Origin of the sequence: Methylocystis sp. H62 (assembly GCF_015709515.1) — a bacterium.
In the GTDB taxonomy this organism is placed as follows: Bacteria; Pseudomonadota; Alphaproteobacteria; order Rhizobiales; family Beijerinckiaceae; genus Methylocystis.
On sequence record NZ_JADNQZ010000050.1, the window covers coordinates 1 to 21,397 of the forward strand.

General features: G+C 63.0%; 20 protein-coding genes. 8 read left to right on the top strand and 12 right to left on the bottom strand.

What is annotated here, in order from left to right; genetic code table 11:
• Positions 1-1,045 (top strand): TonB-dependent siderophore receptor (locus IYY11_RS07945; RefSeq protein ID WP_196403371.1); only part of this gene is annotated, 1,045 nt, incomplete at its 5' end.
• A 343-nt stretch (positions 1,046-1,388) separates the two neighbouring features.
• Positions 1,389-1,601, top strand: coding sequence for an AlpA family transcriptional regulator (locus IYY11_RS07950; protein ID WP_196403372.1), 213 nt, complete (start codon positions 1,389-1,391; stop codon positions 1,599-1,601).
• Positions 1,602-1,609: 8 nt separating this feature from the next.
• Here IYY11_RS07950 and IYY11_RS07955 read toward each other — a convergent pair whose 3' ends face one another.
• The 4 genes from IYY11_RS07955 to IYY11_RS07970 all read right to left on the bottom strand — a co-directional run bounded on the left by IYY11_RS07955 (position 1,610) and on the right by IYY11_RS07970 (position 5,080).
• Positions 1,610-2,818: a site-specific integrase gene (locus IYY11_RS07955; RefSeq protein ID WP_196403373.1), complete on the bottom strand. Its 1,209-nt coding sequence runs from the start codon at positions 2,816-2,818 to the stop codon at positions 1,610-1,612.
• 324 nt (positions 2,819-3,142) lie between these two features.
• Positions 3,143-4,312 carry a hypothetical protein gene (locus IYY11_RS07960; protein WP_196403374.1) on the bottom strand — a complete coding sequence of 390 codons (1,170 nt, stop codon included), beginning with the start codon at positions 4,310-4,312 and terminating at the stop codon, positions 3,143-3,145.
• A gap of 154 nt (positions 4,313-4,466) precedes the next feature.
• Positions 4,467-4,775: a HigA family addiction module antitoxin gene (locus tag IYY11_RS07965; RefSeq protein WP_196403375.1), complete on the bottom strand. Its 309-nt coding sequence runs from the start codon at positions 4,773-4,775 to the stop codon at positions 4,467-4,469.
• Positions 4,776-4,783: 8 nt separating this feature from the next.
• Positions 4,784-5,080, bottom strand: a complete 297-nt coding sequence (locus IYY11_RS07970) for a type II toxin-antitoxin system RelE/ParE family toxin (RefSeq protein WP_196403376.1) — start codon at positions 5,078-5,080, stop codon at positions 4,784-4,786.
• A 241-nt stretch (positions 5,081-5,321) separates the two neighbouring features.
• On the opposite strand from IYY11_RS07970, the gene IYY11_RS07975 reads away from it, so the two are divergent.
• From IYY11_RS07975 to IYY11_RS07985, 3 genes are all read left to right on the top strand, one after another.
• Positions 5,322-6,437 carry an SbmA/BacA-like family transporter gene (locus IYY11_RS07975; RefSeq protein WP_196403377.1) on the top strand — a complete coding sequence of 372 codons (1,116 nt, stop codon included), beginning with the start codon at positions 5,322-5,324 and terminating at the stop codon, positions 6,435-6,437.
• 36 nt (positions 6,438-6,473) lie between these two features.
• On the top strand, positions 6,474-7,175 hold the full coding sequence (locus IYY11_RS07980; RefSeq protein WP_196403378.1) for a VIT family protein: 702 nt from the start codon (positions 6,474-6,476) through the stop codon (positions 7,173-7,175).
• An 81-nt stretch (positions 7,176-7,256) separates the two neighbouring features.
• Entirely contained in the window at positions 7,257-7,691 is a 435-nt protein-coding gene (locus IYY11_RS07985) for a cupin domain-containing protein (RefSeq protein WP_246719764.1), read from the top strand.
• Positions 7,692-7,749: 58 nt separating this feature from the next.
• On the opposite strand, the gene IYY11_RS07990 is transcribed toward IYY11_RS07985, so the two are convergent.
• The 3 genes from IYY11_RS07990 to IYY11_RS08000 all read right to left on the bottom strand — a co-directional run bounded on the left by IYY11_RS07990 (position 7,750) and on the right by IYY11_RS08000 (position 12,306).
• Positions 7,750-8,796 (bottom strand): class I SAM-dependent methyltransferase, encoded by a 1,047-nt coding sequence (locus IYY11_RS07990; protein ID WP_196403380.1) that lies wholly within the window; start codon positions 8,794-8,796, stop codon positions 7,750-7,752.
• A gap of 168 nt (positions 8,797-8,964) precedes the next feature.
• The gene (locus IYY11_RS07995; RefSeq protein ID WP_196403381.1) at positions 8,965-11,109 is read right to left on the bottom strand and encodes a L,D-transpeptidase family protein; all 2,145 of its coding nucleotides are present in this window, start codon (positions 11,107-11,109) and stop codon (positions 8,965-8,967) included.
• A 156-nt stretch (positions 11,110-11,265) separates the two neighbouring features.
• Positions 11,266-12,306, bottom strand: coding sequence for an alpha/beta hydrolase (locus IYY11_RS08000; RefSeq protein ID WP_196403382.1), 1,041 nt, complete (start codon positions 12,304-12,306; stop codon positions 11,266-11,268).
• A gap of 196 nt (positions 12,307-12,502) precedes the next feature.
• Here IYY11_RS08000 and IYY11_RS22405 point away from each other — a divergent pair, with 196 nt between their 5' ends.
• On the top strand, positions 12,503-12,832 hold the full coding sequence (locus IYY11_RS22405; RefSeq protein ID WP_210331273.1) for a hypothetical protein: 330 nt from the start codon (positions 12,503-12,505) through the stop codon (positions 12,830-12,832).
• On the opposite strand, the gene IYY11_RS08010 is transcribed toward IYY11_RS22405, so the two are convergent.
• From IYY11_RS08010 to IYY11_RS08025, 4 genes are all read right to left on the bottom strand, one after another.
• Complete coding sequence (locus IYY11_RS08010) at positions 12,829-14,538, bottom strand: serine/threonine-protein kinase (RefSeq protein WP_196403383.1); 1,710 nt, start codon at positions 14,536-14,538, stop codon at positions 12,829-12,831. The genes IYY11_RS22405 and IYY11_RS08010 overlap by 4 nt on opposite strands.
• Before the next feature lie 2 nt (positions 14,539-14,540).
• Positions 14,541-15,419 carry a PP2C family serine/threonine-protein phosphatase gene (locus tag IYY11_RS08015; protein ID WP_196403384.1) on the bottom strand — a complete coding sequence of 293 codons (879 nt, stop codon included), beginning with the start codon at positions 15,417-15,419 and terminating at the stop codon, positions 14,541-14,543.
• An 18-nt stretch (positions 15,420-15,437) separates the two neighbouring features.
• Positions 15,438-17,270, bottom strand: a complete 1,833-nt coding sequence (locus tag IYY11_RS08020; RefSeq protein ID WP_196403385.1) for a trypsin-like peptidase domain-containing protein — start codon at positions 17,268-17,270, stop codon at positions 15,438-15,440.
• A gap of 471 nt (positions 17,271-17,741) precedes the next feature.
• Positions 17,742-19,319, bottom strand: a complete 1,578-nt coding sequence (locus tag IYY11_RS08025) for a 2-isopropylmalate synthase (RefSeq protein ID WP_196403386.1) — start codon at positions 19,317-19,319, stop codon at positions 17,742-17,744.
• A 444-nt stretch (positions 19,320-19,763) separates the two neighbouring features.
• Here IYY11_RS08025 and IYY11_RS08030 point away from each other — a divergent pair, with 444 nt between their 5' ends.
• Both IYY11_RS08030 and ppa read left to right on the top strand, forming a co-directional pair.
• Positions 19,764-20,285: a GNAT family N-acetyltransferase gene (locus tag IYY11_RS08030; RefSeq protein ID WP_196403508.1), complete on the top strand. Its 522-nt coding sequence runs from the start codon at positions 19,764-19,766 to the stop codon at positions 20,283-20,285.
• A 152-nt stretch (positions 20,286-20,437) separates the two neighbouring features.
• The gene (gene ppa / locus IYY11_RS08035) at positions 20,438-20,971 is read left to right on the top strand and encodes an inorganic diphosphatase (protein ID WP_196403387.1); all 534 of its coding nucleotides are present in this window, start codon (positions 20,438-20,440) and stop codon (positions 20,969-20,971) included.
• A gap of 3 nt (positions 20,972-20,974) precedes the next feature.
• On the opposite strand, the gene IYY11_RS08040 is transcribed toward ppa, so the two are convergent.
• Entirely contained in the window at positions 20,975-21,337 is a 363-nt protein-coding gene (locus IYY11_RS08040; RefSeq protein WP_196403388.1) for a DUF1636 family protein, read from the bottom strand.
• Positions 21,338-21,397 lie beyond the last annotated feature (60 nt).

A 21,397-nucleotide genomic window follows, 5' to 3' on the forward strand; every position in this document is an offset into this window, starting at 1 on the left:
CGTCTTTCTCGGCCTCGAACATTGGGACTTCTACTTCGGCTACAACAATGACGTCGCGCGCTACGCGGCGGCGCCGCTCAATATCTTCGCGCCCGTCTATTCGCCCGGCGTCAGCTATGCCGGGGCCTATTGGTCGAATGGCGTGGCGCGCGCCATCAGCCGCTCGGTTTATGGCCAGGACCTCATCGATCTGAGCGAGAACTGGCGCATCCTGATCGGCGGGCGCTACGATCTCCTCGCCCAGCGTGAACGCGTCTTCGACCCGCTCGGCGCGCTGACGGGAGAGCCGACATCGAGCCTGAGCAAAGGCGTAAAGGGCTATATTTCGCCGCGCGCCGGCATCCTCTTTCGGCCGAATGAAGAGACGCAATTCTTCGCCGCTTACGGCAAATCGCTCATCCCCAACACCGGCGTGCGGGTCCAAAGCGGCGAAGCGCCGCCGCCGCAGCAGGACACCCAGTATGAGCTGGGCTTGCGGCGCGAGTTTCTCGATCGCAAGATGAGCTTCGAGGTCGGGCTCTTTGACATCACCCGCGACAATGTCGCGATCCCCAATCCGGCGAATCCGAGCGGCTTCTATTCCGTCGTCACCGGCCAGCAGCATAGCCATGGCGTTGAGGTCAACCTCGGCGGCGAGATCCTGCCGAATCTCAAAATCAACGCCGCCGCCACGTTCCTGCATGCGCTCGTGTCGAAGGACGACAATATCCCCTCGCAGCAGGGCAGCGATCTCTTGGGCGCGCCAAGGCGCGTTTACAACTTTTCCGCCAATTACACATTCGATTCGGGCGACCTCAAGGGGCTCGAACTCGGCGCAAGCTACTATTACGCCAGCCGCCTCGAGGCGACGCTGCCCAACACCTACGGCTTCACCCTCGCGCCCCAGCAAATGCTCGGCGCTTCCCTCGCCTATAGCTTCAACGACAATCTCAAATTCGAACTCAACGCCGCAAATCTGACGAACCAATCCAACTGGACATCAAACGGCGCCCTCTATCACGGCGAGCCAACGACCGTCGCCGCAAGCCTCAATTACAAATACTAGAGGGAGCGCGGACCGCGTATGAAAATTCTCGGAGCCAAGGAACATGACGAACGGCCAGACGAGCCTGAGCATGCCGCCGTCAGGCGGATACTTCGCGCATGGACCTGATTTCGCTTCTCTGGGGGTTGCGCGCCGCCGAGCATGTTCGCGCCATAGCTCTCTGCAGCCACCGCGCGCCATCTTGCGTTGTCGAACGCCGATAGCTGTTTCCGGTTGCCTGTTTCTGCCGCCGTAAGCCCCCTCTCGCGCTACACCTGCTAGAGCGCTCTTGCGCGCGAAATCCAGGCCACCAATTCTGTTTCCAACGTGCTTCACGAAACACCAGAGAATGGAAGAAGGTCCCGTGGCCGACGCTGAACGGATCATCCGCATAAAGACCGTGCTTGCCCGCACCGGCCTGTCCCGCTCGACGCTCTATCGCAAGATCGCCGAAGGCACATTCCCGCGCCAAGTACCGATCAGCGTCAATGGCGCAGGTTGGCATGAATCCGCCGTCAATCGCTGGATCGCCGATCCCGCCGGCTATCGCGCCGAGTATGCGGATCGCGCGTCGTAGGCGCGCCTTCAAGCTGCCTGGCTTGCTTTGCGCAACGGCGCAACTTTGTCGCCAGCCTTCTTCGCGCAATAGCTGGCCCAGGCCTCCATGAGCTTGCGGCGCTTGTCGAAGAGGTCGCCTCGCCGATAGGCGGCTTCGGCCTTGTTGCCGATGGCGTGAGCCAGCGCCATTTCGCAAACCTCATGAGGAAAGCCTGTCGTCTCCGAAGCCCAATCGCGAAAGGTGGAACGAAAGCCGTGAACGGTGATCTCCGCCTTCATCCGGCGTAGCAGCATCGCCATCGCCATGGATGACAGCGGCTTGTTTGGCTTGGGACCGGGAAACAAATAACCCTCCGTCCCGAGCTTCGCCATCGCCTCCACGATCTTCAACGCGCGCGGCGACAGGGGCGTGCGATGCTCCCGTCCCGCCTTCATGCGGGCGGCCGGGATGATCCAGACCTTCTTCTCCGTGTCGATCTCATCCCATTGTGCGCCCATCACCTCGCCGGAACGGGCGGCGGTGAGAATGGCGAACTCCAGCGCCCGAGGCGCCACCGCGCTGCGCCCTCTGAGGTCAGCCATGAATTCGGGGATGGCGTCATAGGGCAAAGCCGCATGATGCCCACGCGAAAGCCGCTGGCGCTTGGGCAGGAGTTGGTCGAGATGCCCACGCCAACGCGCCGGGTTCTCGCCTGAGCGGCAGCCCTTGGCCTTGGCGGCGTCCAACACATTCTCGATCCGGCCGCGCAGGCGCTCGGCCGTCTCGGGCGTGCGGTTCCATAAGCCTTGCAACACGCCGAGGACATCCTGCGTGCCGATCTCGTTCACCTGCTTGCCGCGCATGGGCCTGGCGTATTTGGTGAGCGTCATCGTCCATTGCGCCGCGTGCTTGGCGTTGCGCCAGGACGGCCGCATCGCTTCCACATAGGCGTCGGCGCATTCCCCGAATGTGGGGATGCGATCATCCTTGGCGCGCGCGGCTCTGGGATCGCCGCCGGCCGCCAGTATCTCGCGCAGCTTCACGGCCTCGCTCCGCGCCTTGGCGAGCGACAGGTCGCGCCTGCCGCCAATGCCGAGTTCGGTGCGCTTGCCATTCCGCGCATACATGAAAATCCAACGCTGCCGGCCCTGCTGGTCGATGAACAGATAGAGGCCGCCGCCATCGGAATGGCGTCCTGGCTTACGGAGCTTGGCCGCTTGCGTCGCGCTCAGCTTGTTGAGGGTTCGACCCGCCATACCCACATCTCATGGTCCCATTATCGGTCCCACTTAATGCGCCGGATTGGGTGGAATGTCCAGAGACAACATGCTACTGAGAATTCACACAAACTACTAATAACGATGAACAAAAATCCATTTCAGAGCGTGTTATCGAAACCCCGAAAATCCCAATTGCGACGGACGCCCCCTCCGCCAGTAGCGCCGCAAAGACGGATGAGTTCGGGGTATGCTCGCGGCGACGCTCGCGCGAGACCCTGCCGCCCCTTGATAACGGAGGCTAGGATTTCGGAAAGACGCTCGGGGTCAGGCGGACGTTCCTCCAAATGACGGGCGGCAAGGTCATCCAGCTTTTCCATCGGAATTGCCCGCTGAGCGACGACCGATAAGGTCACGCACGATGGACAGAGCCTCGTCGACATTGGCTGTGACTCGGCAGCCGTTTATGTCGCAGAGACCCGTGTGCCTTGAGTGGGCGAGACTGCTCAGAAAGCCCTCCGTCAAGAAGGCGTCACAGTAAGCCAGCGCTGCCGCCGCATGTTCGAAGTCGTAGAAATGATTCTCTTCGAAGGTTGTCATCTTGTTCCACCGCAGACCAGCGTGGAGGCTGGCCAGCGCATGGATCGTGCGCAGAGCCTGTTTTGTGCCGGGTTTCTGAAACGCGGCGATAAGAAGATTGCGGCACATCCTTTCGCACTCGATCCACGATGGCGACCCGCGTTCGGTGGGCGCCTTACCAGCACGTTCAGCCATGCTGGCCATCACGTCAGCCGCAAGGTCGCTGCACACGTCAAGCCCACCGACGATCTCGTCTCTGTAAGTCCGCTGATAGCTCTTCAGCGTGGGCATGTGCGCCTTTATGTCTGCGTCGATATTTGATGCGCTCTGCCGAATCTCGTTCCTAAACGGCAGGCCCACGTCCCCCATGGTCTCGACCATCTCCGAAAGACCTATTCCCCACATCTTGTCGAAAAAGCTCTTCTGGAGCGCGAATTCGGTTGCTTTGTCGAGGTTCGGCAGCGAGGGATGAACATAGCCAAGTGCGTAACTCAGTTTCGTCCACACCAACTCCTGCATGGCGTAAAGATTTCGCTCGTTGTTACAACTATAGAAGAAGCGCGCGATCTCAGTTCCGATGCGCGCGCGGCCGGTCGTGAGACTGACGCCGAGGCTGAGTTCGTCGATCAATTGAGCGGTCGCGATACGACGGGTTGGCGTGTTCGCCTGCTTCATCACTTCGACGAAGGTGCTTTCGCTGATAGGGCATACGAGCTTGCCTTCCGAGACGCCGCTCCGAAGCAGGCAGAGCAGTTCTCGCGAGGCATCGCGGGTCTCTGTGCCATCCTCAACTTCGCGGGCAATGATCCAAAAGCAGAGGTCCAAATAGACCTTCGCTCGTCCTCCAATGGATCGAGCAAGGTCGATTTGGCGGCCGCGAGCATAGGCGTCAATAGTCTTGCAGTGCGCCGTTTCTGTCGCGGAGAAAGCATCTTTGAGATTACGAGGTGTCATAGCCAGATAGCTGGTTGAAACATGCCGACATGATCGCGCTGTTTTCGATCAAAGGGAACATTCCGACTCTACCCTGACGCTCGCTTCGCGAGTACGGCGGCGCTATCTCGGGTGCGGCAATCTCCGGGCTGCCTCAACGCAGCGCCGGCGCGCATCACGCGACGGCCTTCAACGGCTTCGCCCGTTCGATCCGCTTGCGCTCGCGCGGCGAATGCATCGCCTCCCAAAGATCGCTGCGTCGCTGCACGTTCAGCCAGAAGTCGGGGCTGTTGCCGAACACGCGGGCGAGAATGAGCGCGGTCGGCGCCGTCACGTTCCTGCGGTCATTGCATAGTTCGTTGACATGCTTGCGCTGGACGCCCATCGCCTCCGCCAGCGCGGTCTGGGTCAGTCCCATCGGCTCCATGAACTCCTCGACCAGAATCTCCGCCACCGTCACGGGCTTGCGCGTCGTCATCAACATGGCTCGCCTCACTGGTGACTGTGGTTGTCCAGATAGACGCCGGATGCTTCACCGTTAGCGCCATCCCATTGAAAGATGAGTCGCCACTGCTTGTTCACCCGGATCGAATGAAAGTCGGCCAGATCGCCGCGCAGTTTCTCGAAGTGATTGCTCGGCGGGACACGCAGATCCTGATCCGTCGCCGCATCGTCGATCATCTGTAGTTTGCGGAACAGGCGGTTTTCGAGATCGGGCGGGATTTTCTTTGAGCGTACGTCGTCGACAAAGAAGGCGCGCCACCAATCGTCCCGAAAGCTCTCGATCATGCCGCAACTCTATAGGGGCATATGTACCACTCTATGGGTCACTTGGCAATGCGGACGCGCCGTCCAAGGCTCGGCTGTTAAATCCCACATTCCGACCGGCGCCAAACGCCCCCCGCGATCCGCCGGCGTTTCCTGCTGCGCCCAGACCAGCTACAAAGCGAAGCATGAATAGGGTCTTGTCGCTCGTGCGCGCAGCGCAATACTCGAGCCGATCGCACAAATCTCGCTCAAAGGGAACGACGTGATTCAGCGGTTCCTACGGCTTGCGATGGGCTATTGGAGCGGCCAAACGCGACGCACCGCGTGGTTTCTGTCAATCGGATTTCTCATCTGCCTCGTCGTGAACACTTACATGGCTCTGGCCGTGACTCGTTGGAGCAAAAGCTTCTTCGACGCGCTTCAAACGCATAAAGTCGATGAAGTCACCGGAGGAATTCTTCAGCTCGCCATTCTGGCCGTCGGCGTCGGTCTTGCCGCGATCGCCACAACGCAGTTTCGTATGAGACTTCAGGTCAACTGGCGATTGTGGCTCACCGCCTCGCTCATCGAGAAATGGCTCGTCAACGAATCTCGCCAAGCCTGCGCCATATCCCCCGCCATCGATAATCCGGAGGCCCGCATCGCCGATGACGGCCGGCTGGCGATCGAGCTTTTTGTCGATCTCGCCGGCGGCGTCATCAATATTTTTTTGGTGTCGGCCGCCTTCATCATCGTTCTGTGGCAAGTCGGGGGATCCTATGAGTTTCTCGGCGTCGTCATCCCCGGCTATCTGGTGCTCGCGGTCTTCGTCTATTCGGTGGTGACGTCGTTTTGCATGTGGGTGCTGGGGCGACCGCTGGTGGCAAGCGTCGAAGCAAAGGCGGCGGCGGAGGGGAATTTCCGCTATGCGCTCACCCGCGCTCGTCATGAGTTCGAATCGAGAGCGGTGGTGGAAGCCGACGAGGACATCGATCGCGATATCGGCGATTATCTGCGTCATCCTGTCGTTAAAGGGGTTCCGATCATTCCGGATCGGCTGCCCGAGATCGACGCGCAGAGCGGCAATCCCTTCGACAGATTTCTCTTTCTGCTCGCAATGACCTGGGGCAGCGTCATCCAGGGGCAGACAAAAATTGTTTTTTTAACGCACGCCAACAATCTTCTGGCTCCCGCCGTCCCCCTGTTGCTTGGCGCGCCGAAATATCTTGCCGGCGATTTGACGCTCGGAGATCTGATGCAGGCCGCCGCAGCCTTTTTGCAGGTGCAGCTTTCGCTGAATTGGCTCGCCGATAACGCCCTGAGCATCGCGAACTGGTCGGCTTCGGCGCGGCGCGTCGCGGCCCTTGATTTAGCCATCGACACGACACGTGAGGAATAGCGTGCGCTTGCAACGCAGCGCCGACCAAGAGGGAACATGAGCCGGCTTCGCGTCCACCGGGAAAGTCATCTCGTCCAGCGCATCGGCTGGCTGCGGGCGGCGGTGCTCGGCGCCAATGACGGCATCGTGTCGACGGCGAGTCTGATCGTCGGCGTCGCCGCCGCTGAAGCGTCACGCAATGATGTGCTCGTCGCTGGCGCGGCGGGGTTGGTGGCCGGCGCGATGTCGATGGCGGCGGGCGAATATGTTTCGGTCAGCTCTCAATCCGATACCGAAAAGGCCGACCTCGCGCGCGAACGCGAAGAATTGAGCGATTATGCCGAACTCGAAAGAGAGGAGCTTGCGCAGATCTATGTCGAGCGCGGCGTCGACCTTGAGCTGGCGCGGGAAGTCGCGTTGCAGCTGATGGAGAAGGACGCGCTGACCGCGCACGCGCGCGACGAATTGGGCATCTCCGACATCGCCAGCGCGCGGCCGGTGCAGGCGGCGCTGACCTCGGCCGTCACCTTTGCCGCGGGCGCCGCGCTGCCGCTGCTCATCGGCGGGATCGCGCCGCACGACGCGATCATCCCCATCGTCTCGGCCGCGTCTTTAGGGTGCCTCGCGCTGCTTGGCGCCATTGGCGCGAAAGCCGGCGGCGCCGGCGTCCTGCGCGCCGCGGTGCGCGTGACGTTCTGGGGCGCATTGGCGCTGGCGCTGACGGCGGGCGTCGGCAGGATATTCGGTATGGCCGTTTAATGGCGGTTTAAAAGAACCGGCGATCGCGGAAACGGTGTCTATATGGCGAATGCAAGAAGCAGATTGCGAATGGAGCAGCAGATGATTCGCCTGGGTTTTGTCGCGATCCTGAGCGTCGCTTTCAATTTGGTCGGGGCGGCCGTCGCGAAGGAGCCTGCGCCAGCCGAAGTCGTCACGGAAATCGCCAGGACCACGAAAACCGCCACTGGGCAGCCGATCACGCTACCGCAGGGGCCCTTGGAGGTCGTGGCTTCGATGTACACTCTGGCGCCCGGCGTCAGATTGCCGGAACACAAGCATCCGTATCAGCGCTATGCCTATATTCTTGAAGGGGAACTGATGGTCCAGCAGGGCGATGCCTCGTCGCGCGTCTATCATGCTGGAGAATTCGTCATAGAGAGCGTCGACCGCTGGCATTTCGGCGCGACGGTCGGGGCCGTTCCGGTCAAATTGCTGGTCATCGATCAGTTGCCGCCAGGCGGCGAGGTAACGATCAATCGGCCGCCAACGCCGTAGCACGGCAGAACTCGAACGCCCGTCCGTTAGACATCCGACAGGCGTTTTTCATGTCGCCCTAGAGCCGCGCCTCGAGGATCATATTGAACGGCGTCGCCGCCGCCTTGCGGAAATGGGAGAAGCCGCCTTCGCGCACGACCTCGCCGATGCGCTTTGCCCCGGCCTGGGCGCCGAGCGCGAGTCCGACGTCCTGATTGAGCGACGTCGGCACGCAGATGTGGGTCGAACCGGCGTAATAGACCCGCCCTACGGGGTTCAGATTGTCCGCCAGGCTGTCGCCGGCCGCCGGCTCGATCAGCATCAGCGTTCCATCATCCGCCAAGACCTCGCGAATATGCGCGACGGCGCCGACGGGATCGCCCATGTCGTGCAGCGAATCGAACATCGTCACGAGGTCGTAGCGCGCGCCGGCGAAATCCTGCGCCCGCGCCACTTCGAAGCGCACGTTCTTGCGGCCGTTCGCCTTCTCCCTTGCGTGCGCGATCGAACCCTCATGGTAGTCGATCCCGACAAATTCCGAGTTCGGAAAGGCGTCGGCCATGAGCAGGGTCGAGACGCCATGTCCGCAGCCGACGTCGGCGACGTTCGCGCCGCGCTCGAGCTTGGCGGTCACCCCGTCTAGCGCCGGCAGCCATTCGGCGACGAGATGCGTTCGGTAGCCCGGCCGGAAAAAGCGTTCCACGCCGCAGAATAGACAATTGCAATGGTCGCCCCAATGCATGCCCTTGCCGCTCTTGAAGGCTTCGGCCAGTTTCGGTTCGTCGTGAAAAATCGCCGACATCAGGCTGAAGCCTCCCACCATGAAGGCGGGGCTGTCCTCGGCGGCAAACACCGCCGTCTGTTCCGGCGACATCGAAAATTTGCGCGCTTCGGCGTCATAATCGACGAAGCCGGAGGCCGCCTGCGCGGACAGCCATTCGCGCACATAGCGTTCATGCGTGCCAGTCTTGTCGGCGAGTTCGGCGGAGGTGGCGGCGCCTTGCGAAAGCGCGCGGAACAGGCCGAGCTTGTCTCCGATGATCACCAGCGCCGCGTTGGAAGCGGCGCCCAGTTCATTGACGACCGTTCCGAGCAGCGAGTCGAGCTTGTTCATGTCCAGGTTCATCGCTCACCTCTCATTGTGGATGGACGCAGGCGCGCCTCCGGATAGTGCGCTCAGCGGCAATATCGCGCTCGCGGGCATGACGCGGGGAGAATACAGGCGCAGCTTCCAACTGCCGATCAAAATCGCCGTCGCGCGCGGGAGAACCGATGGAGGCGCGGCGCGAGCGGGCTAGCGCAATTTGATCGTCAGATCCGTGCCGTCGTTTCCGGTCTCGCCGCTGACGGGCTGGTCCGAGATGATGAGCGACGCCCCAGTCCACAGCCGTTCTGCGATCCGCTCGCGAACGTCTTTTGGGATGTCGACGCGCTCCAGCGCCTCGGACGGGGTCGCGCTCGCAGGGCGCCAATCCCAGGACATGTCGGCTTTGGCGTCGGCCGACGCCAGATTCTTCCTGCGCTCCGTCTGCGCTTCCGGCATCGACAGGACCGACCATTTGAGCGAGCTTCCGTCGTCCTTGGCCGCCGTCGCAATATAAAGATGCGAGCCGAGCGGCGCGTCCGGATCGCGGATCTCGATCGGCGCGTCGAAAAGCGGCGACAGGCCCTGGCGAACATAGATCCGCCGATCCTTCTTGCTGATCAGCACCGAGATGGGCGCCAAGCGCCGCTCGGCGTCTCTTTGAGCGGTTGCGGCGGCGGCGGCGGTCGTTCTCGCCTCATCCAAACGCCGTTCGACGTCGGCCAGATCCGAGTCCCCGGCGGCGACGGCCGTTCTCGCCTGTTCGAGCTTTGCCGTGGCTTCGACCAACGCGGAGTCGGCGTTCGTCTGAGCCAGCAACGCCGCGTCCTCAGTGAGGAGAGCTTCGCCATAGGCTCTCGTCAGGCGGTCGGCGCCGGCTTTGGCCTGCTCGTCGCCCGCCGTCGCGCTGCGTTCCGCCGCCACGGCCGGCTCCTGCTGACTGGCGGCCGCCGCCGTTGCCGCGCCGTGCAATGCAGCGGCCGCGTCCGCTTTAACGCGGGCCAAAGCCTGGGCGGCTTCTGCGGCGCGGAGCGCCGGCGCGGCGCGCGCGGCCTCTTTTTGCTTGATGACCACTTCAGCGGACAAAGCCTTGATCGACTTGCTGGCAGCGGCGGCTTCAGCCACGGCCTTGGCCTTGAGCTGCTGGGCGTATTGATGCGGATTTACCGTTAGCCGTTCAGCGACGGCGGCTGGGGTCGAGGGAACCGAGGACGACGGTTTATCTGCCGCGGTTGCGGGTTTGGGCTGATCCGCGTTGTGCTCGATCTTAGCGGCGGGCTTGGCGGCTGAGTCGAGCGCCGGCTGCTGCGAGTCTGCAGCGGGCGCGGCTGCGTCCCCCGAAGCGACCTTGTCGCCGATTTCCACTTCGGACTGCTCGGCTTGTTGCTGCGAATGCGTGGCAGGCGCGTCGGCTTCGACGGGGAGGGGCTGCTGCAGATCAGCGGCCGTCGCGGCTTTGGCGGTTCCAGTCACGTCGGCCCCGGCGTCGAGTTTAGGCGTCTGCGCCTGGTCCTGCGGTTTGGCCGCCGGCGGATCGCCCGCGGCAAGGGGCTGCTTTAGCGGGTCCGTACCCGCAGCTGTTTCGCTGGTTTTGGCCTTGGGCTGCTCCGCCTCAGGTTGGGCGGGGCGATCTGCGGCGGCGTGGAGAGGCTGTTGAGAGTCGCCCCCTGGCGCGCCCTTTTCGGACGCGCGCATCATCGGCGCGGGCAGCAAGGGGTGTTCGAATTCGGCGGGAAACACGTCATGCGGCGAGATCACGACCCGCTCGCCGATTCTGGTCATGCCCCAGACCTTCGCCGCGAATGCGGCGGGAAGCCGGATGCAGCCATGCGAGGCGGGATGCCCCGGCACGACTCCAAGATGCATGGCGATGCCGGACCAGGTGATCCGCTGCATGAAGGGCATCGGCGCGCTGGAATAGATGTTGGATCGGTGGAACCGTTCGCGGCCGATGATGGTGAAAATGCCTTTCGGCGTCGGATGTCCGGCGATGCCTGTCGAGATCGCCGAACGCGCGACCAGGCCGCTATGGTTGTAGATCGACACCTGCTGGTCGGCGATGGAGGCGACGACGAAGAGCGGCCGATCGAGCCGTGGAGCCTCGGGCTTGGCGTCGAGCAAAGGCGCCGCGCCGCTATTGTCGCTCGCTGGACGAGAGATTTTTTTTCGTGCGGCCGGGCGTTGCGGGCGCGCGACGCGCTCTGGCGCTGGAACCGCATTGATGAGAGGCTCGCGGTCGCCCCAGAAATAAAAGCCCTGCGCCAGGACAGGCGTCCGCGCCAAGCCAAGCGTCGCGGCGGCGGTCACCGCCACCTTGGAAAAAAGCCGGGCGCGAGAGCGCGTTCGCAAGCGCATGTGCCGCTCCAAACTGCGGTTGAGCACCTTCGGTACTAAGGCGAATTTCTTATTTAAACGATAATGAATGGCTAATGCGTGGCCAAACAGCAACTAAGATCAAAAACCAATGCTTGAGCTTTGCTTCGTGCGCAGCGAAGAGGGGATTGTATTGACTCAACTTTGCAGCGCAGTGGGGACGAATCTCCTGATCGCCGCGAAGGCTGCGTCGCTCTCCTTCAAGACGCCGGGGAAGAAATAGAAGCCGTGCGGCATGGCCTCGCCAAAAAAATGCGTGACCTCGACCCCCGCAGCCGTCAATTTCTCGGCAAAGGCGCGATTGTCGTCGACGAGCGGATCTGCGGTTCCGCTGATGAGCAGAGTTCGCGGATAGCCGTTCAAATCGCCGAGCGCCGGGCTCGCCCAGGGGTCCCGCCACTGCTGCGATTTCGTCAGATAGGCGCCCCGCGCGAATCCCATGAAAGCCGCGTCGATCACGACGCCCGTCGGGGCAAGCCGCTCGTAGGACGCATAATTTTCGAAGTGAAAATCCGTGACCGGACATAAAAGCACGGCCGCGAGAATGGATATGCGTTCCTCGCGCCCTCTTAGCGGCAACGCCGCTGCAAGATTGCCACCGGCGGAATCGCCGCATACCAAGATGCGCGATGCGTCGCCGCCGATGTCGGCGCCTGTGTCACGCATCCAGCGCAGAACCGCCATGCAATCGTCGAGGCCGGCGGGAAAGGGCCATTCGGGCGCCCAGCGATAATTGACGCTGACCACGATGATATTGTTTTCGGTGGCGATGCGGCTGGTGACATAGGCCGTGTCCTCGGATCGTCCCACGACAAAGCCGCCGCCATGCACATACAGCATCAGCGGTTTTGGACCGTCACCGGGCGGCGCGTAACATTCGCAGCGGATCGGACCGGCGTCCGAAGGAACGGCGAGCGTCGAAACCGAGACCTGCGGATAAAGCTGCGCGGCGCCCGGCGGCAGTTCCGCCGGGTCGATCGCCAGCCCCTCGCCTCTGTAACAGGCGCGCACGGGCGCCATCATCATGTCTCGCATCGCGACAGGCGCGCGCAGTTTCGACAGCAATCGATAGAAGGGCGCGGCTGGATCATCGTCGGAGATGCGGATGACTCCCGGTCCGTCCGCGCGCGCGTCGACAAAGTCGGCCGGCGCGTCGCCGCGATTCTCGATCTCGCCCATTATCCCTGCTCCAAATCTTTGCGGCTTCGGGAATATCCTGCATCCACGACAATGTGAAAGGCGGGGCCAACGGCGACCGTTGGCCTAAGCGCGATCTTTCAAGAAGCGACGCGATCTTTGACGAAGCGCGCGGCAAATTGACAGGACGCAGCCGCGAGAACAATATCATCGCCTACCGTCTGCGGGGGCGAGTTCCATGACTGACAATGACGACGGCGCCGACCGTCGGCTTTCGCGCCGAGCTCTCTTGCTCGGCGCCTTCACGCTGCCTTTGGTCGTTCTGGAGCCCGAGCCGGCATCCGCGCAGCTGGGTCTCATCGGCGCGATGCTCGGAGGGTTTCGCTTCCGATATCATCGGCGCCATTACGGCGGCTATCATCATGCGCGGTCCCACTACGCGCGTCATCGCGGACGCGTACATGTCGCGCACCATCGCCGTCATCGCGGCGGCGGCGGCGGCGGCGGGGGTGGCGATGGCGGCGGCGGTTCTGGCGGCGGCGGACAATTCAGCAAGGGCGGACTTTAACGCCGGCCGCGTCGCCGCTTGAGTCTCTGCAAGGCATCGGCGGCGTCGGGGACGTCCTGCAAACTCGCCTTGTAATAGAGTTCTTCGGCCTTGCTGCGACTAACGTCCAGTCCTGCCAGGCCCTTCTCATAGGCTTCGCCGAGCCAATATTGCGCTCTGCCGTTGTTTTGCGCTTCCGCCTGCTCGAACCAGCGCACCGCTTCGGCCGGGTCTTGCCTGCCGTCGGGCGTCATGCCGTCCTTGTACATGACGCCGAGCGACGCCTGCGCGTCGGCGTAGCCCTGCGTCGCGGATTTTTTGAACCAGTTGAAGGCCTCCGAGAAATTCTGCCGGCCTGGCGCCTTCGCGTAGAGAGTGGCGAGATGATACTGCGCTTCCTTATCGCCGGACTCCGCCAATTTTTGCGCAAGAGGGAAGGCGACGTCCCATCGTCCGCGATCCTTCATCGCCGCGCGCAGCTCGGAAATCGAAGCGCTCGAGCTTGAAGAGGATGGCTGGCGCCAATTGCAGCCCAAAGGATCGTTCCGCGTCGCAAACTGCGAATTGCAGTCGCCGCCCCGAGCGATCGGCGCATCGTTGACTCTGCTGATGGGGCGGTGGTCGCCGTCGCCTGGATCGATTCGGGTCTGGCGTTCGTCTCGTGCTGGCGACGACGGCTCGATCAGCGCGAGAAAAGCCAACGTGGCGAGCGCCGCAGCAGCGATGCCGAGGGAAGCGCCTTGCGCCGCAGGATGCAGCCGCTTGAAGCGGCGCACGAGCGTCGCGCTGCGACTTTTCGCGAGGGCGATAAGCTTCGTCGACATGTGCTCGGGCGTCGGCACGTCGCGCTCGGCCGTCGAATCCTGGACGAGATGTCCCGCGCTTCGAATAATGCTCGAGGCGTCGATGCGCAGCGCCGTGGCGCCGAGCGCGTCGCTGAAGGCGCGCATATTCGGGAACCGTTGCTCCGGACGTTTCGACAGGGCCGTCATGATCGCCGATTCAATTTCCGGCGTGACGCCCGATATGCGCGGCACGAGCGGCGGCGCCTCGGCGTGGATCTGCGCCTGAGTGAGGTCATATTCGGTCGCGCCGGAAAATGGCGGCGCGCCGGCAAGCATCTCGTAAAGCACGACGGCCAACGAATAGAGATCGCTCCTCTCGTCGCCTTCGCCGCCGCGGCACTGCTCCGGCGACATGTAAAGCGGCGTGCCGACCGCCGTGCCGGCGCGCGTGAGACGCACGCTGCCGCGCACCCGCGCGATGCCGAAATCCATGATTTTGATTCGGCCGTCGTCGGCGACCATGAGGTTCGACGGCTTAATGTCGCGGTGAATGACGCCCATCTGATGCGCATAGGCGAGTCCGTCCGCCGCCTGCGCGATGATGGCGAGACTTTCCTTGACGCCAAGCGGCTTGCCGCGCTCCCTCAAGATCTCGTCGAGCGGCCGGCCGTTGATAAGCTCCATGACCATGTAGAGGTCGCTGCCCTGCAGCACCGGCGAATACAGCGTCGTGATGTTGGGGTGGTTGAGTTTGGCGAGACTCGTCGCTTCGGCGCGGAAACGTCCGACGAAGTCGGGATCCTGCGTGAGTTCCGCGCGCAGGGATTTGATCGCCACTTCGCGCTCGAGAAAGGTGTCGAGCGCGGCGTGCACCTTGCCCATCGCGCCGACGCCGAGCAGCTTGACGATGCGATAGTGTCCGATCATCTGCGGGTCGGTCATGCTCAACCCTCCGCGACGGCGTCGATCTTCGCCGTCAGGGCGCCCGTCGGCGGGTCTGCGATGTTAATCCGCTTCGTGGCCGCTTGATCGGCCATCCGACCGGCGCCGTCGGTTTCCGCGACAAAGACGCCCACCGAAATATTGTCGTGTCCGCCGCCGCGGCGCGCGGCTTCGATCAAGAGCCGGCAGGCCTCCGGCGGCGGGTTTGTTGAGACCACTTCGGCGATCCTTGCGTCGGAGACGAGATTGGTTAAGCCGTCGGAGCACAAGATCACGATGTCGCCCTGTCGCAGCGGCAGGCCTTCCGTCCAGATCGTCGGCTCGACGTCGAGACGCGTGCCGAGCGCCTGCAGAATGACATTGCTTCCGGCGCCTTTGCCTGCGTCCTCCGGCGACATCACGCCGTCGCGCACCAATTGCGCGTGCAGCGTCTGATCGTCGGAAAGTTGGGCGAGCCGCCCGTCGCGCATCAGATAGGCGCGGCTGTCGCCGACATGCGCCAGCCACAGAAGACCGTCCCTGACGCCGAGCGCCGTGCAGGTCGTTCCCATGCCGGCGCAATCAGGATGTTTGGCGGCGTAGTCGAAGATCGCCCGATTGGCGGCGTCAAAAGCGGCCCGCAGCGCCTCGGAAGCGATCTTGTCGAGCGAGTAATAGACGCGCCGCACGACTTCGAGCGCGAGCGCGCTCGCCACTTCGCCGGCGGCGTGGCCGCCCATGCCGTCGGCGACAAGCGCCAGCGCGCCGTGGTCGCGCGCCTGCGACGGGCCGGCGCTTGCGATGAAGGCGACGGAGTCTTCGTTGAGCTGCCTGACGCATCCGACATCCGTGCGGATGGCGCCTGCGATGCGCAACGGATCTTCTGGCTGGTTCGCCGTCATGGGAGGACGGACCCTTTGCTATTCGCGCTGCGCCTGGGTGAGTTCGGCGCCATATTTGATCGGAACCGCCATGGTCGCTTTGGTGTCGCCAACATTGCGGCTGTAGGTGAACAGACCAATGACCTTGCCGGAGGAGTTGAACACCGGCCCGCCGCTGTTGCCTGATCCTGTGGCGACGACGCTGAGCTGGTAAACGTCGCCCATGTCGCTGGCGAAGGTGCCGCCCTCCGTCGACTTCACGCCGCTCGCGGTCTTCGACACGATGCCTTCGGTGACGGTCGCCTCGGTGATCTTTTCGAGCTGGCTGCGAATGCGGCCGCGCTCTTCGGTTTGCCGCAGCACGAAATTTTCGACCGAGACGGCGGGATAGCCGAGCACGGTGATGTTCTCGCCGATCTCGACGGCGGCGTTGGGCGCCATATCCACTTTGGTCAAAGTCTGGGGCGAATCGATTTTGACGAGCGCCGCGTCGGCGTCCGCCGACGTCCGCACGAGACTGGCGTTCACGCCCAAACGGCTGCCATGAAACTTGACCTCGAGAACCTCGTTGCGGCCGACGAAAGACGCCTTGTTGTTGGAATTTGGATCAGGGGTGTTTCCCGCCAGCGCCGTCGTCGGATCGTCGGTCTTGAAGATGTAGCCGCCGGATTCCGGGATCCAGTGGAAGACGTCGGCATAAGCCGAATCATAGAGATCGATGAGCTTCGGCTCCTTGAATTTGGCTTTGCGCTTCTTTCCCGATGCGACGACGACGTAATCGTAGAGAATGCCCTCCCTGCCGCCTTCGGCGCCATAGGCGACCTGCCAGCCGGCGGCGACATGCTTGTTGGTGAGAATATAGCCCTGCTCGCTGATGACGAAGCCGCTGCCAGTGCCGCCGCCGCCGACCATGAGATTGGTGATGTGATCGTCTTCAAGGGTCAGCCAGCGCACGACGCCGAGATTGTTCGGCAGCTGCACATAGGCGGGATAGCGCCGGCCTTTGTAGTCGATCGTCTTGTGCTGGATGGGCCTTCCGGTCTGCTTATCGTACAGCCGCCACATCATGCCGACTTGGACAGTCGCTTTCGCGAACTTGTCATAGATCTCGCGCGGCTTCATGCCGATCTTGAGATTGACGTCGCCGGGGATGCGCGACAGCCTTTCATCCGTCTCGGTTTGGGCGAGCTTGTCTTCGGCGTCTCTTCGCTCGAGTTCGCGATGCTGAGCCCAGTAGAGCGCCGCGCCGCCGAGTACAAAGAACGCGACCACCGCGGCGATCGCGCCGGTCATGTTTCGATTGGCCTTGCCGCGCTCTTCGCCGATGAGCCGCTGCACAGTCTCGTGGCCGATTCCACTCTTCTTTGGCGCTCCGCCGTCGGCGTTCGCTCCTGCCGCCGTGCTGGCGCCGGTCGCGGCGGCGTTCACCGCCGTCGAGGCGGCGGCTTCGGCGGTCTTGATGACGCGTGTCGCCGCCGTGTCTGCGACGCCGATCACCTTAGTTCTGGCGGCGAAACTTGCGGGCCGCGGCTGCACGTCGAAGGCGAATTTCGGACCCTTGGCGCCAAGTTCGATCGTGTCTTCGGGAAGAAGTTCGACCTCGCCGTTCACCCGCTCGCCATTGAGAAAAGTGCCGTTGCTGCTGCCGGCGTCCGAGAGCTTGAAGGAGATATTGTCGCCTTCGCCCATGATGCGGATGAGCGCATGTTTGCGGCTGACGACGCTGTCGCCGACAGGATCGAAAGCGATCTTCGACGCGGGATCGCGGCCGATAGTGAATTCGCGCGAGTCGCCGACGGGCAGCTGTTCGATCTGATTGGCTTTCGAGCCCGACAGATGTCGTATGATGATACGCTCGATTGGAATCGTCATTACTGCCCCCTGCGCCAAAAGCGCGCTCGTCTTCGCCCGTTTGAAAAAAACGCGAATTGCCCCAATTTCGAGGATAGACCCGACGTTCCTCGGGTTGCAAGGCCGCTTGGCCATGGCTGCGGAAGGCGCGCGCGCGCATTTCCATTGCAGCGGCGATCAGCGGCTTAGACGTTGGCTGAGCGCTGCGTTATTTCTTCAACGATTTCTTGAGGCTAGTCGCGCGTCTTGTCGACCCGCACGCGTCCTGCCGTTTTTTCAACCGCGTTCTTTCGCCGATGGAGGCTTTGAATATTTTTTTGCGGTTGCGCGGGCGCGCAAGCGTCCCCCAACAGGCTCACCGTCTTGTCGGCGTGGCTCGCAACATCTTGGGTCCGCTGCGCATCGATTCCAGGACGCCGGTCGGCTCGCGGCCGCCTTATGCAAAGCCTCCCGCCGGTCGCCAGCCGGCGGGAGCTTCATGCGCTGAGGACGCTAGATCGCCTGCATCGCCTCGGGCTTGCCGCGCGCGCGCTTCGCCATCAGTCGGTTGAGCGCCGAGACATAGGCGCGCGCCGAAGCGACGAGCGTGTCGGGATCGGCGCCGCGGCCCGTCACCGACTTGCCGTTTTCGGAGAGGCGCACGGAGACTTCCGCTTGCGCGTCGGTGCCTTCGGTGACGACGTGGACCTGGAACAGCTCCAGCGTGGCGTCATGCGGCGCAAGCGCCTTGATGGCGTTGAAGATGGCGTCGACGGGGCCGTTGCCGGTCGCCTGATGCGTCAGCTTCTGGCCGTCGACGTCGAGCGTGAGCGCCGCCGATTGCGGGCCATGCGTGCCGGCCATCACCATCAACGCCTCGACCTTGATGTGATCATGAGCGTTGACGATCTCGTCGTCGACCAGCGCGACCAGATCTTCGTCGTAAACGAATTTCTTGCGGTCGGCCAAATCCTTGAAACGGTTGAACGCGTCCAGCAAAGCGTTCTCGCCGAGATCGTAGCCGAGCTCCTTCAGCTTTTCGCGGAAGGCGTGGCGGCCCGAATGCTTGCCCATGACCAGCGACGTTTTTGAAACCCCGACGCTCTCCGGCGTCATGATCTCATAGGTGTGCGCATTCTTGAGCATGCCGTCCTGATGGATGCCGCTCTCATGCGCGAAAGCGTTCCGCCCGACGATCGCCTTGTTGTATTGCACCGGAAAGGACGTGACCGCCGAGACCAGCTTCGACGCGCGCGTCAACAGCTTGGCGTCGATATCAGTGAAGAACGGCAGCGCGTCGGCGCGCGTCTTCATCGACATCACGATTTCTTCGAGCGCGGCGTTGCCGGCGCGCTCGCCGATGCCATTGATGGTGCATTCCACCTGCCGCGCGCCGCCGCGCACGCCGGCGAGCGAATTGGCGACCGCCAGCCCCAGATCGTCGTGACAATGCACCGAGAAGATCGCCTTGTCGGAATTGGGCACCCGCTCGCGCACCGTGCGGAACAGCTGCTCATATTCCGTGGGCGTGATGTAGCCGACCGTATCTGGAATATTGATCGTGGTTGCGCCCGCCGTAATCGCGGCCTCCACGCAGCGGCAGAGAAAATCGAGCTCCGTGCGGGTGCCGTCCTCCGCCGACCATTCGACGTCGGCGACGTGATTGCGCGCGCGCGTCACCGAGGCGGCGACCATCTCCAAGACGCGCTCCGGCTCTAGCTGGAGCTTGTATTTCATATGCACCGGCGAGGTGGAGATGAAGGTGTGAATGCGCGGGCGCTTCGCCTCCCGCAGCGCTTCGGCGCAACGGTCGATGTCCTTCTCGGACGCGCGCGCCAATCCGGCGACGGAGGCGTTCTTGACCCGCCGCGCAACTTCGCTGACGCTCTCAAAATCGCCGGGACTGGCGATCGGGAAGCCGGCCTCGATAATATCGACGCCTAATTGGTCGAGGAGATCCGCGACCTCGAGCTTCTCTTCCAGGGTCATCGAGGCGCCGGGCGATTGCTCGCCGTCGCGCAGGGTGGTGTCGAAAATCAGGACGCGCGCGTCATTATCTGCGACGGCGCCGGGCTGTGACGTGTTGCTCATCGGTTTTGAAATCCTGCTGTGCCGCGCCCGCTGAGGGGCTCTAGTCGTCTGACTGCATGACATGTCCCCTGAAGGCCTGGGCGTGAGCCCGTCGGGCGCTCAGGGGCGACTAAGAAGCAGCAGGCCGAAAAGCGGCAGGGAACGCGGACGAGCGACTCCGTGTGCGCGCACAGGCGTCACATTGTCATTCGCAGAGGCGGTTGCGTGGGGCAACGATCTCGTCCCGTTCCGGCGGCGTTGGCCGCAATCACGGCGAGAATAGCGCAAGAGCGCCCTTCGCCGCAAGCGCCGCGTCGCCGCCAGCCATCGAACGCGGTTCGCGAGCGTCATAAAGTGAACGGGCAATGACGCCAAACGCCTAAGCGTCCCGACGAGCGGAATTTTTGCGGCTGAAACGCTTATGGCTCTTGCCGAAACGAACCGATGGGACCTAACATCAAAGGCATGGTCAAAACCGCATTCTCCATCCGCCATGCGCGTCCCGGAGACGCAGAGCAGATCACGCGCGTTCACGACGCCTCGTGGCGCTACGCCTATCGTGGCGTCATACCCGGCGCCGAGCTTGAGCGGATGATCGCTCGCCGCGGTCCCAACTGGTGGCATTCGGCGATCGTGCGCGGCACCGGTCTTCTCGTGCTCGACTTCGATGATGCGATCGTCGGCTACTCGACCTTTGGGCGAAACCGCGTGCCGTCGATGCCCTATTCCGGTGAGATCTTTGAGATCTATTTGGCCCCTGAGCAGCAAGGGCTTGGCTTGGGTCGCCGGCTGTTCAACGCCACCCGGCGCGAGCTCGCCGAGCATGGCTATCTCTCCACCATCGTCTGGGCGCTCGCCGACAATGAGAAGGCGCTCGCCTTCTATCGCAGCCTCGGCGGCCAGACCGTCCGCCGCGCCGAGGAGCGCTTCGGCGCGGACATGCTGACGCGCGTCGCCTTCGGCTTCGTTTCCGCCCCGGTGCGGTAAAGCAAATTTGGCGACATAAACGCGAAGCACTGTGAGGATACTGACCGCGCAACGCCGCGATCCTCGCCAGGCGTGTTGCGCGACCTCCCTCGACAACCCAATACTGCGCCGGCCGTTCAGGCAGCGCCATCTATCTCAATCGGAGAACTTGAATGCGTCTCGACGCCATTCCCATCGGCGCGAATCCGCCGCACGAAGTCAATGTCATCGTCGAGGTGCCGCTCGGCGGCGAGCCGATCAAATATGAACTCGACAAGGCTTCCGGCACGCTGTTCGTCGATCGGTTCCTCTATACGGCGATGCGCTATCCCGGCAATTACGGCTTCATCCCGCATACGCTTTCCGACGACGGCGATCCTTGCGACGTGCTCGTCGCCAACACCCGTCCGGTGGCGCCGGGCGCGGTTATCGCGGTCCGGCCGATCGGCGTGCTGCGCATGACGGATGAAGCTGGCGGCGACGAAAAGATCGTCGCCGTGCCATCGGCGCGGCTCACGCAGCGCTATGTCGACGTCAAGAATTACACCGACCTGCAGGAGATGACCTGGCGACGGATCGAGCACTTCTTCGTGCATTATAAGGATCTCGAGCCCGGCAAATGGGCCAAGATCGCCGGATGGGGCGACGCCGCCGAAGCGCGCGCGCTGATCAGCGAGGCGATCGAACGGGCGCGAGCGGCGAAATAGCGCTCAAGAGAGCGGCGGCGTGCGCGACACGACGCCCTTCTTGAAACACGCCGGCCTGTCCTTCCAGGCGACGATGCCATTGTCCGTCGCGGCGAAGCTTTGCGCCGAGTCGATCAGCTCGTCGAGATGGACGCCGCTGTCGAGATCGCCGATCACATACGTCCATTTGCCGCCGCCGGCGAAGGCGACCGTCGCCGGGCGCTTGCACACCGCGAGGCATTCCACCGGTTCGACGGCGATATCGAGTTTGCGCTCGTCAAGCCGCGTGCGCAGCGCCTCCAACAAAAGCGCGCCAGGACGCATGTCGGCGTCGCCGCCGTCGCGGCAGGAGACGCAAACAAAGACCGTGACGCCCGGCGCAGCCATTTAGAACTCCTGTCCATGGACGCGCCTTCTCGGCCAAAGTCGCGCCAAAGACAAGGGCGC

What these genes read in the sequence shown, in the direction of transcription:
- IYY11_RS07955 (WP_196403373.1), bottom strand. Translation starts at nt 2,818, where the DNA reads ATGGCGGGTCGAACCCTCAACAAGCTGAGCGCGACGCAAGCGGCCAAG.
- IYY11_RS07960 (WP_196403374.1), bottom strand. Translation starts at nt 4,312, where the DNA reads ATGACACCTCGTAATCTCAAAGATGCTTTCTCCGCGACAGAAACGGCG.
- IYY11_RS07965 (WP_196403375.1), bottom strand. Translation starts at nt 4,775, where the DNA reads ATGTTGATGACGACGCGCAAGCCCGTGACGGTGGCGGAGATTCTGGTC.
- IYY11_RS07970 (WP_196403376.1), bottom strand. Translation starts at nt 5,080, where the DNA reads ATGATCGAGAGCTTTCGGGACGATTGGTGGCGCGCCTTCTTTGTCGAC.
- IYY11_RS07980 (WP_196403378.1), top strand. Translation starts at nt 6,474, where the DNA reads ATGAGCCGGCTTCGCGTCCACCGGGAAAGTCATCTCGTCCAGCGCATC.
- IYY11_RS07985 (WP_246719764.1), top strand. Translation starts at nt 7,257, where the DNA reads ATGATTCGCCTGGGTTTTGTCGCGATCCTGAGCGTCGCTTTCAATTTG.
- IYY11_RS07990 (WP_196403380.1), bottom strand. Translation starts at nt 8,796, where the DNA reads ATGAACCTGGACATGAACAAGCTCGACTCGCTGCTCGGAACGGTCGTC.
- IYY11_RS07995 (WP_196403381.1), bottom strand. Translation starts at nt 11,109, where the DNA reads ATGCGCTTGCGAACGCGCTCTCGCGCCCGGCTTTTTTCCAAGGTGGCG.
- IYY11_RS08000 (WP_196403382.1), bottom strand. Translation starts at nt 12,306, where the DNA reads ATGGGCGAGATCGAGAATCGCGGCGACGCGCCGGCCGACTTTGTCGAC.
- IYY11_RS22405 (WP_210331273.1), top strand. Translation starts at nt 12,503, where the DNA reads ATGACTGACAATGACGACGGCGCCGACCGTCGGCTTTCGCGCCGAGCT.
- IYY11_RS08010 (WP_196403383.1), bottom strand. Translation starts at nt 14,538, where the DNA reads ATGACCGACCCGCAGATGATCGGACACTATCGCATCGTCAAGCTGCTC.
- IYY11_RS08015 (WP_196403384.1), bottom strand. Translation starts at nt 15,419, where the DNA reads ATGACGGCGAACCAGCCAGAAGATCCGTTGCGCATCGCAGGCGCCATC.
- IYY11_RS08020 (WP_196403385.1), bottom strand. Translation starts at nt 17,270, where the DNA reads ATGACGATTCCAATCGAGCGTATCATCATACGACATCTGTCGGGCTCG.
- IYY11_RS08025 (WP_196403386.1), bottom strand. Translation starts at nt 19,319, where the DNA reads ATGAGCAACACGTCACAGCCCGGCGCCGTCGCAGATAATGACGCGCGC.
- IYY11_RS08030 (WP_196403508.1), top strand. Translation starts at nt 19,764, where the DNA reads ATGGTCAAAACCGCATTCTCCATCCGCCATGCGCGTCCCGGAGACGCA.
- ppa (WP_196403387.1), top strand. Translation starts at nt 20,438, where the DNA reads ATGCGTCTCGACGCCATTCCCATCGGCGCGAATCCGCCGCACGAAGTC.
- IYY11_RS08040 (WP_196403388.1), bottom strand. Translation starts at nt 21,337, where the DNA reads ATGGCTGCGCCGGGCGTCACGGTCTTTGTTTGCGTCTCCTGCCGCGAC.